At 62.9% G+C, this 13,040-nt stretch carries 14 protein-coding genes; 4 read left to right on the plus strand and 10 right to left on the minus strand.

Annotated elements, in window-relative coordinates; all coding sequences use genetic code 11:
* Positions 1 to 2 precede the first annotated feature (2 nt).
* Positions 3 to 578, plus strand: a complete 576-nt coding sequence (locus AB4Y77_RS12605; protein ID WP_311214149.1) for a TetR-like C-terminal domain-containing protein — start codon at positions 3 to 5, stop codon at positions 576 to 578.
* Positions 579 to 588: 10 nt separating this feature from the next.
* Here the strand turns inward: AB4Y77_RS12605 and AB4Y77_RS12610 are convergent, their stop codons facing one another.
* A complete protein-coding gene (locus tag AB4Y77_RS12610) occupies positions 589 to 1,281 on the minus strand; it encodes an SRPBCC family protein (protein ID WP_311214148.1) in 693 nt (230 codons plus the stop codon).
* Positions 1,274 to 1,924, minus strand: coding sequence for an ArsR/SmtB family transcription factor (locus tag AB4Y77_RS12615; RefSeq protein WP_311214147.1), 651 nt, complete (start codon positions 1,922 to 1,924; stop codon positions 1,274 to 1,276). The genes AB4Y77_RS12610 and AB4Y77_RS12615 overlap by 8 nt, the downstream gene beginning before the upstream one ends.
* 148 nt (positions 1,925 to 2,072) lie before the next feature.
* On the opposite strand from AB4Y77_RS12615, the gene AB4Y77_RS12620 reads away from it, so the two are divergent.
* Positions 2,073 to 3,002: a pseudouridine synthase gene (locus AB4Y77_RS12620; protein ID WP_442014292.1), complete on the plus strand. Its 930-nt coding sequence runs from the start codon at positions 2,073 to 2,075 to the stop codon at positions 3,000 to 3,002.
* A gap of 89 nt (positions 3,003 to 3,091) precedes the next feature.
* Complete coding sequence (locus AB4Y77_RS12625) at positions 3,092 to 3,748, plus strand: hypothetical protein (protein ID WP_442014190.1); 657 nt, start codon at positions 3,092 to 3,094, stop codon at positions 3,746 to 3,748.
* Positions 3,749 to 3,790: 42 nt separating this feature from the next.
* Here the strand turns inward: AB4Y77_RS12625 and AB4Y77_RS12630 are convergent, their stop codons facing one another.
* The gene (locus AB4Y77_RS12630; RefSeq protein ID WP_442014191.1) at positions 3,791 to 4,348 is read right to left on the minus strand and encodes an O-acetyl-ADP-ribose deacetylase; all 558 of its coding nucleotides are present in this window, start codon (positions 4,346 to 4,348) and stop codon (positions 3,791 to 3,793) included.
* Between the two features lie 54 nt (positions 4,349 to 4,402).
* On the opposite strand from AB4Y77_RS12630, the gene AB4Y77_RS12635 reads away from it, so the two are divergent.
* Positions 4,403 to 5,047 carry a DedA family protein gene (locus AB4Y77_RS12635; RefSeq protein WP_311214145.1) on the plus strand — a complete coding sequence of 215 codons (645 nt, stop codon included), beginning with the start codon at positions 4,403 to 4,405 and terminating at the stop codon, positions 5,045 to 5,047.
* A gap of 31 nt (positions 5,048 to 5,078) precedes the next feature.
* On the opposite strand, the gene AB4Y77_RS12640 is transcribed toward AB4Y77_RS12635, so the two are convergent.
* The 7 genes from AB4Y77_RS12640 to AB4Y77_RS12670 form a co-directional block, all read right to left on the minus strand.
* A complete protein-coding gene (locus tag AB4Y77_RS12640) occupies positions 5,079 to 5,384 on the minus strand; it encodes a hypothetical protein (RefSeq protein ID WP_089593699.1) in 306 nt (101 codons plus the stop codon).
* A 138-nt stretch (positions 5,385 to 5,522) separates the two neighbouring features.
* Positions 5,523 to 8,321 carry a phosphoenolpyruvate carboxylase gene (gene ppc / locus AB4Y77_RS12645; protein WP_442014192.1) on the minus strand — a complete coding sequence of 933 codons (2,799 nt, stop codon included), beginning with the start codon at positions 8,319 to 8,321 and terminating at the stop codon, positions 5,523 to 5,525.
* A gap of 131 nt (positions 8,322 to 8,452) precedes the next feature.
* Positions 8,453 to 8,755, minus strand: coding sequence for a hypothetical protein (locus AB4Y77_RS12650; RefSeq protein ID WP_442014193.1), 303 nt, complete (start codon positions 8,753 to 8,755; stop codon positions 8,453 to 8,455).
* Between the two features lie 4 nt (positions 8,756 to 8,759).
* A complete protein-coding gene (locus tag AB4Y77_RS12655; RefSeq protein ID WP_442014194.1) occupies positions 8,760 to 9,899 on the minus strand; it encodes a hypothetical protein in 1,140 nt (379 codons plus the stop codon).
* Positions 9,896 to 11,173 (minus strand): glycosyltransferase, encoded by a 1,278-nt coding sequence (locus AB4Y77_RS12660; RefSeq protein WP_442014195.1) that lies wholly within the window; start codon positions 11,171 to 11,173, stop codon positions 9,896 to 9,898. Before AB4Y77_RS12660 ends, AB4Y77_RS12655 begins: the two co-directional genes overlap by 4 nt.
* Positions 11,170 to 12,093 carry an ATP-grasp domain-containing protein gene (locus AB4Y77_RS12665; RefSeq protein ID WP_442014196.1) on the minus strand — a complete coding sequence of 308 codons (924 nt, stop codon included), beginning with the start codon at positions 12,091 to 12,093 and terminating at the stop codon, positions 11,170 to 11,172. Before AB4Y77_RS12665 ends, AB4Y77_RS12660 begins: the two co-directional genes overlap by 4 nt.
* The gene (locus AB4Y77_RS12670; RefSeq protein ID WP_311214139.1) at positions 12,093 to 12,809 is read right to left on the minus strand and encodes a PIG-L deacetylase family protein; all 717 of its coding nucleotides are present in this window, start codon (positions 12,807 to 12,809) and stop codon (positions 12,093 to 12,095) included. Before AB4Y77_RS12670 ends, AB4Y77_RS12665 begins: the two co-directional genes overlap by 1 nt.
* Positions 12,810 to 13,040: the final 231 nt, after the last annotated feature.

Genomic DNA, 13,040 nt, shown 5'->3' on the forward strand with positions numbered 1-13,040 from the left:
GCATGGCAAGACCCATCGTTCATGATCAACATGTTCAGCAACGCCTCTTGGCCGTCACCGCAGACCTCGTGGACCGCGAAGGACCTGCCCGCGTCACCCTTCGGGACGTCGCCGCCGCGGCAGAGACCTCCACCACGGCCATTTACTCCCTGTTCGGCGGCAAAGCGCAACTGCTGACGGCCGCCGTCGACGACGGCTTTCGCTCCTTCGGCGAGTCCCAAAAGGAAGCCGCCAAGGGCGGACTGCTGGAGCTTGGGCGCGCCTACCGGGTGTGGGCCTTGGAGCATCCAGCGTTGTACCGGCTCATGTTCGGCGGCGCGCTGGCTGCCTACGTTGACTGCAGCCCGACGCCGGACGTCGCCTCGGATTCCATGCTCCCCTTGGTGGAGGCGGTGGTGGCTGCCCAGTCAACCGGCGTGCTCCGCAACGACGATCCCACCATGGTGGCGATGGCGATTTGGGGCCAGGTCCACGGACTGGTCAGCCTAGAGTTGGCGCAAATGAATGACCCCGCCACGGACTGGGCACGATTCTACGAGGCGGCCCTGGACTCCGTAGCCCGGGCCTGGGCCGCCTAGCCGGTTTCGCTTACGCGTAGACCTTCTCCAGGAATGCGCCCCAGGTCTTGGTCGTGAGCTCCGAGTCGCCGGAGCCGCTGAAATCGTGCACGGTCATGCCCACCGGAGCGCCGAAAGCATTCCGACCGAAGAAGCGGTAAAGGGTGTCGCCGGTCCGCAGTCCCAGGAAGTTCTCGTTGGAGAAGTCCACTTCGCCACTGAGCCGCCCCACGCCGTCGGCGTCCAGGTCGAATCGCGAACCGGCAGCAACATCCTCCACGCCCAGTGCCTTCTTCAGCTGCAGGAAACCGCCAGGGGTCTGTGAAGAGGCCGGCGCCTGGATGTCGGTGAACACTACGGGCTTGCCGTCGAAGTACTGCAGGTACTGACCCAGCGTGTGCAGGTAGAACTCCGTATGCTTGCTGGCACCGTCGTACTGCTCGTCCCAGTTATCGGCGAAAATGCCGCTGTGGACATAGTGCAGCTTGGCACGGCCACCTTCGAGAGGCTCCAGGACGTGCTCCAACTGGTTGAACCAGCCGTCCGGGCCATCCATCCGTGACACCAAGTGCGCGGGATATTCCTGGACGGTTTTTACGTCCGGCCACTGATCCGTGGGGAACATCCACGCGGGAGTGTCCTTGGTAACCGCCTCCCACACCCGCTCCGGGGTTCCGGGCAGTTCGGCGTCCGCCACAATTTCGAATTTCCGGTTGTCAGTCATTGCTTTGGTCCTTTTCTGCTGTTTGATCTGTTGAGTGCTCTTGTTGCGGGGGCGTCTTGAGTGCGGGGTGAAGCACGACGACGAGCCGGTGCTTGCGCGCCCCGCCCGCCTCCGCGGCAGCGCCGCCGTCGTGGTACTTATCCACCAGTTGGGTCACCGCCACTCCCAGCTCTTCGGCGAACGCTGCGCGTTCCGCCGCGGAGCGGAACGTGATCTCGCCGTCGATCGCGAAGCTGGCCAACTTCTTCTTGGCCGCAGCGGCGCCGGAGATGAGCTTGCCCATTTCCTGCACGGTGCGCGAGGCAAGGGAGAGAAGCCAAAACGCGGAGAAGCGGTCTGCGAAGCGTCGTGGGTCCGGGGCCACCGATGCCAAGGCGACGGGCGAGATCAGGTAGGAGGCCGCCGTCGCACGCACCACGCGCTCGGTGACGTTGCCTTTTCGCCGCTCTTCCACCAGCTCAACCAGCCCGTGCCGTTCGAGGGCTTTGAGGTGATAATTCACTTTTTGCCGCGGCAAACCGACCCTGAGGGCCAACTGTGTGGCGGACGCGGGCTCGGCGAGCTCGTGGAGGATGCGGGTGCGGATCGGGTCCAGCGACGCTTCCGCCGCGGCCGGGTCCTCGATCACTTCGATGTCCAACATGCTTCAAGTATGGTCACCGACAACTTTTCTTGTCAAGAAATTTTTTATCGTCGGTTGGTTCCGTTGTGAGGCCCGCTCTGCGTGCCTCGCGCGCGAATCAGGGCGCACAGCGGGCCCCACAACGCAACGCCGGTAGAATTGTCCGGTGATGCAATCCCCCCTCCCCGTGCGCGACGGCGTGAACGCGACCCGTCTGCGCCTCCCGGACGAGGGCCCGTGGACCACCGCCATGGACTACATGATGCACCGCTGGGGACACATCGATCCCCAGGGTATTGAGGACCGGTTCGACGCCGGCGAGATCGTGGGTGAAGGCGGTGTTCCCCTCGATCGCAGCACCAAACTGAAGGACCACACCTTCATTTGGTACTACCGCACTCTCCCGCCCGAGACGCGGCTGCCCGTGGAAATCACTATCCTTCACCAAGACGAGCACATCCTGGTGGTGGATAAGCCGCACTTCCTCCCCACCACTCCCGGCGGCACCTACATCCAGGAATCCGCGCTGGTCCGGCTCCGGAACCTCCTGAACCTCCCGGACCTCATCCCCATGCACCGCCTGGACCGCATGACGGCCGGCCTGCTGCTGCTCTCCACCAACCCGGAAACGCGCGGCAACTACCAGGTGCTTTTCGAGAAGCGCCAGGTCCAGAAGGAATACGAGTGCGTGTCCGCCGCGACGCCCGCCGCAGGCTTTCCCGCCGTCGAGTTCCCCGCCGTGGTCCGCAACCACATGACCAAGTCCCGAAGCTACCTGCTCGCCGAAGTGATCGACGGCGAACCGAACGCCGAAACGCGGATCGAACAAACAACAACGTTCGACGCCGGCACCCACCAGCGCGCGCTGTACCGGCTGGAACCCCACACCGGAAAAACCCATCAACTTCGCGTCCACATGGCATCGTTGGGGCTGGGAATCATCAACGATGCCTTCTACCCGGACCTGCTGGACAAAGCCCCGGATGACTACAACAAGCCGCTCCAACTCCTTGCCCGCGGCATTCGGTTTGTGGACCCCATCACCAAACAACCCGTGGAGTACCGCAGCCAGTTGGAGCTCAGCGAAGCCCACGCCTGAGTACCCGGCGGGAGCCTTTCGCGGCACCTGTTTCGCACGGCTCAGCGCAGGACTACCATGAGGATTCTGGGTCTTCTCCGGGAGCTGTGATGGACAATTTGGTGGAAATACCAGGCGACAGGTCTGCTGCGGTCTTTGCGTACTCCGCTGCCGCAGTGGGAGTGACCGGCGTCGTGACCCTCGCAGCCATGTACGCCGTGGAAGTGCCCAGGGGTGGACCTTTCGTTTTCGGAACCATCAACGACGCTACGGGCGCAGTCTTCAACATCCTTGTCATTCCTGTGATCCTCCAGGTCCACAAGCGCCTTCCGAAAGCACCGTGGACCGAACCGTTGAAATGGATCACTGTGGCAGCCTGCGCAGCCGGTGCCACCAGTTCCGCCCTCTTGGTGCTCAAGGTCCTGGCGTTCGAGCCATCCACCGCAGTGTCCGTCGCTGCGATCACCACCCAGGCTGCGTGGTTCCTCACAGCGAATAACAAGCTGCGTACCGTGGAAGGTTACCCGCTCGGACTGGCCAGGCTTGGCCGGTTCATTGGAGGGGCACTGGTCATCGGACTTCCGGTGGCAGGTCTGGGCTTCCTGATTCCCGGTCCGGAATGGCTGAGGTTCGCGATCATGGGCGCTGGCGTCCTGGCAGGGGCATCCGCGTGGATCGCCTGGCCGTATTGGTACTTCAAAGCGGGCAAGTTCCTGGGCCACAAGCGTGCTGCAGAAGTCCCCGGGAGCGCGCCTGCAGCAGCGTAAAGGCAGGGTCTGCCGTTCGCCGGTTCAGTCGTCGGACCCTGGTCAGGAATCAAACCCCGGCGAGGAACCGAAAACCGTCCGGAAGACCGCCGTCGTATCCTCCGAGAACAGCACGAACTCCACTACCTCAAGCGGGCTGTCCGCAGCCGCACCTGCTGAAGCCGACGACGAAAACGACCTCACGGCGTCGAACGCTACCTCGGCAACCTGACGGGCGTCCCATCCGTAAATTCCCGCGCTGATCGCAGGGAAGGCGACCGTCCTGGCACCAAGCCCGGCCGCCACCCTCAGGCTTTCGTGGAAACACGAGGCGAGCAGCGCCGGATCCGTCTGCCCGGCATGCCTGTTGGGCCCCACCGTATGCACCACCCACTGGGCGGGAAGCCCGAACCCGGGGGTCGCGACGGCAGCGCCCACCGGCAGGCCGTCCGGCAAGGCCGTCCGCCTCACCTCGCGACATGCCTTGAGGAGTTCCGGGCCAGCTGCCCTGTGGATGGCCCCGTCCACTCCCCCTCCACCGAGCAGAGACGAGTTGGCGGCGTTGACGATCGCGTCCACCGGGCGGGTGGTGATGTCCCCCTTCAAAATGTCGATTCTCATGGCGCCAGTCTCGCGCCGGAGCGGCGGATGCGGCAAGTGCGGTACCTTGTGCCCATGGACATCACCGCCCCGGAGACGTGGGGATCCGCGATTTATCTGTGGATCGTCCCCATTGTGCTGGGCGACGCCATCTTCCCGCCCATCCCCTCGGAAATGGTGGTGATCACCGGCGGCGCCCTCGCTGCCGACGGCCACGCCAACTTCTGGCTGATTCTCTTCCTCGCCGCTTTCGCATCCTGGCTCGGCGACATGGCGGTTTTTGTCCTGTTCAAACGGCGCATCAGCCATGTTCTGGACCGGTGGTCGTGGGGCCGCCGGGTCCATCGCGGCATACACGAAGCCATCGCCAAAGCCGGACGTTCCTCCACTTACGGCGCCATTATCGGCGCACGATTCATCCCCGGAGGCAGGCTCGCAACGTCCTCGGCAGCGGGCATCGCCAACGTGTCCGTCCGCGGTTTCAGCCTCTGCGCCGGCTTGGGCGCGGTCCTCTGGGCGGTCTGGCAAGTGGGCCTTGGCTACTTCACTGGCTCCACCACCAAGCTGCCGTTTTGGGCCAGTTCCCTCATCGGCGTGGGCGTCGGCCTGGTGATCGGCGTGGTGGTCGGGCTGATCGTCACGCGGCGCCGTGGCAGCCGCTCCCCCGTTGACGAGCCCTACGACGCCGATAAGCCCGGCGACGTACCCCAGCCAGAGTAACTTCCTTGACGCAGGTCGGCGACCAGCGTCGTCAGACCGGGGACCAGCGTCCGCGGCTGCGGCGCAGTACGTACAGGCTGCCCGTGATGGCCACGCGTTCGACGGCGTCGCGCATCATGGCTGCCGACGTCCGGGCTTCGTCGTTCTCACCGGAATAATCGCGGTCACCCACTGTGAAGCGCAGGCTGATTTGGGGGACGCCGCCCACGATATCCAGCTGGTTCGATTCCACGTGGTGGCGGGTTTCCAAGGCTTCCACCGCTGCGGCCATCACTGACTCAGGCGCATTTCCCGGTTTGAGGCCAGTGATCTTCAACTTGGTTTGGAACGACGGCATCCCACCACCCTAACCGTCTCTCACGTCCCGCGCCCTCGGGCGGATCCCTCTCTCACGTCCCGCGCCCTCGGGCGGATCCCTCTCTCACCAAGTGAGAGAGGGATCCTTGAAACCCCGAGGGATGTGAGTGGGCGTTTGCTAGCCGGTGTTGCGCAGGCCCGCGGCCACGCCGTTGACCGTGATGAGCATGGCCCGCTGCAGCCGCTCGTCGATCTCGGCTCCGGACACGGACTCTTCGCGCACGCGGCGGAGCAGCTCCACCTGAAGGTAGCTGATCGGATCCAAGTACTGGTCGCGGATCTCCAGCGACCGCTTGAGGGTCGGCTGGGCATCGAGGAGTTCGATCTCGCCGGTCAGACGCTCGATTTCGGCCACAGTGAGCTCATACTCGTCACGGATCATGTGGAACAGGCGGTGCAGTCCCTCCGGGACCAGCGAGGAAACGTAGTGCCCGGCAATTTCCATGTCAGTCTTTGCCAACGTCATTTCCACGTTGGAGATCACCGAGCGGAAGAAGTGCCAGCGGTCCATCATTTCAACGAGCTGGTCCGTGTTGCCTGCCTCGCGGGCAGCCTTCAGGCCCGAGCCCACGCCGAACCACCCCGGAACGATTTGCCGGGACTGGGTCCAGCCAAAGACCCACGGAATGGCACGAAGACCGCCGAGGCCTGCACCGGAGTCCGGGCGTTTGGACGGGCGCGATCCAATGTTCAACGAACCCAACTGCTCCACCGGGGTGGAGGCGAGGAAGTAGGCCGGCAGCTCGGGATCATCGATCAGTGTGCGGTAGCGGTCGAAGGCTGCGTCGGAGATGGTTTCCATGACGTTCGCGTAGCGCTCGCGCTCATCCTCGGAAGTACGCGGGGTACGGTGCAGGGCCGAGCCTTGCATGACGGCGGCGAGGGAGAGCTCAAGATTTTCGCGCGCCAGTTCGGGCAGGGAGTACTTGTCCGAAATGACCTCACCTTGCTCGGTGAACTTGATCTCGCCTTCAAGGACACCATTCGGCTGCGCCATGATGGCGTCGTATGTCGGTCCGCCGCCACGGCCCACGGAACCACCGCGGCCATGGAACAAGCGGACGCGGACGCCGTGTTTGGCCGCAACATCGCGCAGTTTGCGCTGGGTTTTGTGGATCTCCCATTGGCTGGTCATCACACCGGATTCCTTGTTGGAATCGGAGTAGCCCAGCATGACCTCCTGGACGTCGCCGCGGAGACGGACAAGTTCCCGGTATGACGGATCGGACAGCAACTGGTCCACGATCTCAGCGGAAGCGCGCAGCTCTTCCACGGTTTCCAGCAGCGGGGCAAAGCCAATCTTGGCGTGCGGCTTGGCGCCGAAGAGGTCAATCAAGCCTGCCTCGCGGGCCAGGACCGCAGCGGCCAGGACATCATCGGCACCACGGGTCATGGAGATGATGTAGGTCTCCACGACGTCCGGCCCATAAGTGTGCAGTGCCTGCCTGATGCTGCGGAAGACGTCGTACGTACCGTCGGCAGTGCCCTCGAGCTTGATGGGATGCCCTGAAAGAGGGCGGTGCGACGCCAGTTCAGCTCCGAGGAACGTGAAGCGCTCCTCACGGCTCAGGCCGCTATAGGGCTTCTCCGTGCCGAGCCGGTCCACAAGCTGTCCAACAGCATCGTGGTGGTAATCGGCGTGCTCGCGGATGTCCAGTGTTGCCAGATGCAGGCCGAAGGCAGCTATTGCCCGGCGAACACGGGCCAGCGCGCCGTCTGCCACCAGCGCGGCCGAATGGTTCCGCAGCGAATCCTCGAGCAGACCGAACTCGGCCAGCAACTCGGACGTGGTGGCGTAGTCGCGGCCGGGTTCGTGATACGTCGAGGCCGAAACGCGGCGACCGGTGTTGATGAGTTTGGCCTTGATGCACGTCAGCTTGAGTCTGTAGGGCTCCTGAGCGTTCAGTTCAAGGATGCGCTTGTCCAGCCCCGGGAGGTTCCTGAGGTCCTCGGCGATCGAGTCCAGCAATACCTGATCGGCCCCGAAAAGTGCCGTGGAGTTGGAGAGCACCGATATAAGTTCGTCGATTAGGGCGATGCTGATGCGCACGGCGTTCTGGTTCTGCAGCTGCAGGATCTCACGGGTGACAGCAGCGGTGACGTTGGGGTTGCCGTCACGATCACCACCAATCCACGAACCGAACCGCAGCGGCGCGGCGGCGGCCGGAAGAGTGACACCGTGCTCGGCCAGCAGCTCCGAGAGGTCCGTCAGCATTTCCGGCATGGCGTCGGTCAGGATGCTGTTCAAGTAGTAGATGGCGTTTCGTGCCTCGTCCACGGGCGTGGGGCGGACTTGGCGCAACTCATCGGTCTGCCACATCTGGTCGATGATTTCGGCAAGCTGCCGGTCCTGTCGACGACGCGTGGACGTTCCTTCCGCCGTGGGCTCGGCAAGGACATCGGAGAGTTTGCGGACTTTGTCCAGCACGGAACGGCGTGAAGCTTCCGTGGGGTGTGCCGTGAAAATGGGGCGGACATCGAGTTCGTTGATCACGTCCTGCAGGACCTGGGGACCCGCTTGGCCCGCGATCTCGGAAACGGCTTTGGCCAACCAGCCGTCTTTTTCCTGCCGGGTGCGAAGGCCACGGACACGGTGGACCTGTTCCGCCGCATTGGTGAGGTGGAAGTAGAACGCAAAGGCCCGCACCAGGTCCGTCGCCTGGTCCAGTGGCAGGGAGGCGAGTAACTCGCGGACCTGGGCTACGACGTCGTGCGCGCTCCAAGGGCCGGTGGCATCAGCACCGCCGCGCGCGGCTTCCTTTGACTCCTTGGTCAGCAGGCGAACCTGCTCCACGAGGTCAAGCAGTTCCGGACCGTGTTGGCGAACCAATGATTCACCCAGGAGGGTGGAAACGCGGCGCACGTCGGCGCGCAATTCGGCAGCGAGATCGGTGTCTTGAGGGGCAGTGTGAACCATGGATGCATACCTTCGGGATCTGGTTTTGGCCCGTACACTGCGCTGGATACTGTGAGCCGGATTACTAGGGTTTCCTACGGGATCTTACCTGCCCCGAACTCGACCCATGGAATGCGTCTCAGATTCTGGCATCACGCGGTGGGGTCGCCCCTCCCGGGCAGGACCACCTTGCCGCTCATAAGCTCGTCGTGCGGCAGGCCGGGCCCAGCGGAGAGTTTTTCGTGCCGGCGCTGGCGCATCTCTTCAATCGCCGCAGCCGCCTCAACCCTGGTAGGCGCACCGGTCGCGGGTTCAATCATGGACAGGACACTCCCCAGGGTCCCTGTTGCCCCCTTCGCTCGAACACCCCGTTGAACAAGCCGCGTGCCAGCCCAAATGGAGCCGAGTATCAGGGCACCACTGATGACGATTGCAACCACTGTGTCCATCCCCATGCGGTCAGCGTACTCCTCGGGGAATCGGCTCAACAGTCCGCACCTCCCCGGCCCAGGCCTTCCTCAGTTCCTCCCAGTGCTGGTCCTCCATGAGGCTGGCAGGTGTCACGGATACTGATGACGCACCACCGAGCGCAGCCTCCCGCAATGCCGTACCGAACTCTCCAGCCGATATCCGGCCCTCACTGGACCAAAGTCCCACCGACAAGGACATGCGGGAGCCCCCGCGACGGTTCATGGATTCAGCCAGTTCCCTGGTCTTCGGTGACCGTTCGCTGTTGAGCCCCACGTACTCCCACACGTGAAGCCGGTCCACCTGCTTGAGCAGGAGGTCGTAGTCATGTCCGCTGTCCGCCCGGTCCCCGGACGGTGAGTCGCGCGGCGAGCGAACGTCCATGTCCAGATTGACACCATAGGGTTCGACGGCGGCACCCACCTTGCGGACGATGTCCGCCATGGCTTCGCTGCGCCAGGTATTGATACGTGGGTCTGAAGCATCGATGGATCCGTCGCCGTTTCGGGGCCAGTCCGTCGAGCCGGTGGAGACTTTGAAGTCCTGAAGATCGTTGCCGCCGAAAGTGAAGTCGTCGAACATGAGCTCTGTGAGGTTCACGGCCGAGGGCTTGTACTTCTTGGCGACAGCAGCGGCGAGGGAAGCCAGCCGGGTACCGGCCTTGCCGTGCCTCAATGACCACACACCCGCGAAGGAATCGGATGCCACCCCGTCGATGCTCCGCCCGGCAAGGGCAGGCTCTTCCTTCAGCGCGCGGTCCAGCAAGACGTCGATGGTCAGGATGACAGCGCGCTTGCTCCCGTCATCCGCGGTCTCCAGCGCTGCGATGGACTCTGCCACGAAGTCCCGTCCTGACCGGGAAACCTCGCTGGCCTCCGCCCCGGCTTGGCCCGGCCACGGGAAAGCTGTCCAATCGGTGCGTCCAACGGAGATGGACACCGCCGTTGCATTCACTGAATTCAACCGTTCTGAGAGTTTCGCAAGGTAGCCGGGCTCACTGTTCACCACGTCCTCAAAGCCCAGGTTGACCATGCGGTCCACAGGCCTCGGAAGTGGTTCGCCGGCGCAGGAGACCATGGTCAGGGTCGAGGCCAGGAGGGCGCCTGCGATGGCTGAGGTTACGCGGTTCAAGCGCTCACCTCTTTCCGGAGTTTCCCCTCGGCAGCAATCACGCTGATGACGCCGGTCCGTTGCAACTTGTTCCATTTGGCCGGGGTGCCACGGATCTCCTTGACGATTGCGCTGGTCAAAGCCAGTCCAACGAACACCGAATAGAAGGGCCATAACGGCAAAGTCCAAAGGAATCGCAGATCCTGCCATGAACGGTTAAGACCAATGGAAAAACACACCAAGGCCAGAGACACGAAAAGGCCCAACCAGCCAAGAATCGCGAAGACCTGGCCCGGCACCGGACCTGCACCTGCTAAATAGAGGAAGGGCAGGACCCCCAAGATGGCCAGTTGCAGCACGGGGATCACCACCATGGTGATGGCGTTGAACACCAGGAACATGCCAAACAGCCCGTAACGACGCCGCCCGAGCATCCCGATGTGCATCCGGAGTGTTTGCAGCAACCCGCGCGACCACCGCACGCGCTGGCGCCACAGTCCGCCCATGGTGGAGGGCGACTCAGCGTAGACCAGGGCGCTGGGCTGGAATCGAACCCGGTAGCCGGCCTTGTAGACCCTCCACGTCAGTTCGAGGTCTTCACCAAGGGTGTCCTCGTGGAATCCGCCCAGTTGCCCCACAAGGTCGCTACGAAAAGCACCGATGTTCCCGGAAACAATGGGCAAGCAGTGCAACAGGGAAAGGGCCCTGCGGACAAGGCCCGTGCCTACGTGACTCAGGACTGCGAGCATCATGGTTTGGACGCGGTTCAGGTTCACGGGCCGGTCATCACCGCACACCGCTCCCACTTTTGGATGGTCGAAACCTTCGAGCATGTTCATGAGCGTGTCCGGAGCAAAGATTCCGTCAGCGTCAACGAACATCAGGATGTCACCGTGGGCTGCGGTGATCCCACAGTTCAGGGCGGCACCTTTCCCGGCGTTCGTCTGCGACAGGAAGCGCACGCTGTCATACTGGTCCGCCAGTCCCCCCATAATGCGTGCGGTGGAATCGGTGGAGCCGTCGTCCACCAGAATGACCTCGAGCCGGAGATACCTGCTCGCAAGGATCGACTCGACGCATTTGGTGATGACCACGGCTTCGTTGTAGCCGGGGACGATCACGGATACCAAGGGCCGCTGGCTGATAACCGAGTAGCGATGCTTTGGAGGTTTGGAGCGGTGGAACCAGTTGAAATACAAGGCCAGTGGAACGTAGGCGATCTTGACCATGCCGAAGCTCAGGATCACCAAGCCTCCGACCTGGACGAACATTATGGCTGCGTCAAGCAAACTCACACAGCCCGTCCTAGGATCATCCCGCGGACATGACTCTGCAGGACCCGCTCCAGGAGTTCGGGGGCGTAGGCGCTGTTGGCACCGAACCTGGCGTTGACCTCCAGAACTACCGGCCTTCCGTCCAACATTCGGCGGACGTCAACGTCGACGGGACCGGCCAGTCCCAGTGCGGCGGAGGCTGCTTCCGCCATCCGGGCGACGTCGGGAGCCTCCTGCGTATCCACTCTCCTGACCGAGAGCGCGTTGCCGACGCGACCGTGTTTGAGCGCTGTCTTCTCCAGAACCACCACAAGATCGTCCTGCTCCGACTCATGCCAGGACCGGAAAACCACAGGCGCATACTCTGTGCCCGGCGCAAACCGCTGCACGATCCAGGAATCATCCAATGAGGACCATATGCGCGCGGCCCTTCTTCCGCCGTCGGCGGCCCTTTCCAGGATCTGGACTCCACGTCCACCCCTCGATACCCGGGGCTTGACTACCAAAGATCCGCCAAGCCTGGCCATTGCCTCATTGATTGAGCTGAAATCCCCCGGCAACGCGAAATCCGGAACATCCACATTGGCGTTGGCAAGGCACTTCATGGTGAGGTATTTGTCATTCGCAATCCGAACGGGTGCCGGGTCCGCGATCAGGATCTCGACTCCCCTAGCAAAATCGGTCCTGGCCTCGGCCATCAAAACCAGCTCGTCACTGACGGTTGGCACCACCAGTTCTATCTCATGGGCGGCTACGAGTCCGCGAAGTTCCCATAAGTAGCCCGGTGCGCTGGAGGGAGACACCACAGACACAGCGTCTGCCGCCGAAGCGTGGACCTGGTTCATATCGACGCCCAGAACCCAATGTCCTTGGCCCACCAATTGACGTGCCAAGGAAGACCCTGCCGGCCCGCCAACACCTGTCACCAGCACGCGTACCATCAGAACTCTCCTACGGCAGAGCCGAGCAATCGAACAGGTTCAAAACCTTCTGCATAAGTGGTCTTGACTTGTGAGCCCCGGAAGGCCGCGAGACTGCGGACCCTTTCAGCGCTCATGTACGGCTTGCCCTTTTGATTTCGGTGCATGCCCACGGCATGGATTTTTACGTCCACATACCCGGCGATGTCGACGAAAACGCTGGGATCAAACTGTCGGGTGGATGATGGACTCTCAAAGCACAAGATGGAGGAATGCCGCCGCGCCGCCCGCATGGTGGCACTGTGAACTGCTTGGTGGTCCTGGTGATAGTCATTGCGGGAATGCGTGATGACGACGTCCGGACGGAAGTCCTCAATGGCTTCCTCGATCGCTTTCACCATCTCCTGCCCATGCTCGGACAGGTTGGTGTCCTGGAAATGGTGGACCCTAACTGCGGTGGCGCCCATGAAGTCCGAGCCTGCAGCAGCCTCCGTTGCCCGGACACTGCTGTCTCCGCCCTTGCCCCCGCCACTCATCACCATGGTCCTGACGTCATGGCCGGCATCGGACAACTTGGCGAGAGTGGCACCACAGGCCAATTCGAGATCATCAGGGTGCGCACCGATGGCGAGCACCCTTCGAGGCTGGGAAGCCACCCTGTGGCGGATCCGGAACACCGGCGCAACAAGGCACGCAACGATCAGCCCCGCGGCAGCAAGCCCTACCACAGAATTCATCCAGGAAGGATGTGTCCGTCCGACGGCACACCCCAGGAGGGCTACCAGCAGCAAGCTTCCCAAGCCCGCCAACGTCCAACGAAGCTTGTTCGGTGAACTGAACTTTCGCGCAAACCAACTCCGGCCTGTCGGAACCAAAGTCCAAACAGCCACCAGAATCCCCAACAAACCAGCAACGGCAGAAAGCGTTGCTTCCATAATGCCCCCATAATGCGTAGCGAATTAGCTCGG

This window comes from Paenarthrobacter sp. YAF11_1 (assembly GCF_052113445.1).
In the GTDB taxonomy this organism is placed as follows: domain Bacteria; phylum Actinomycetota; class Actinomycetes; order Actinomycetales; family Micrococcaceae; genus Arthrobacter.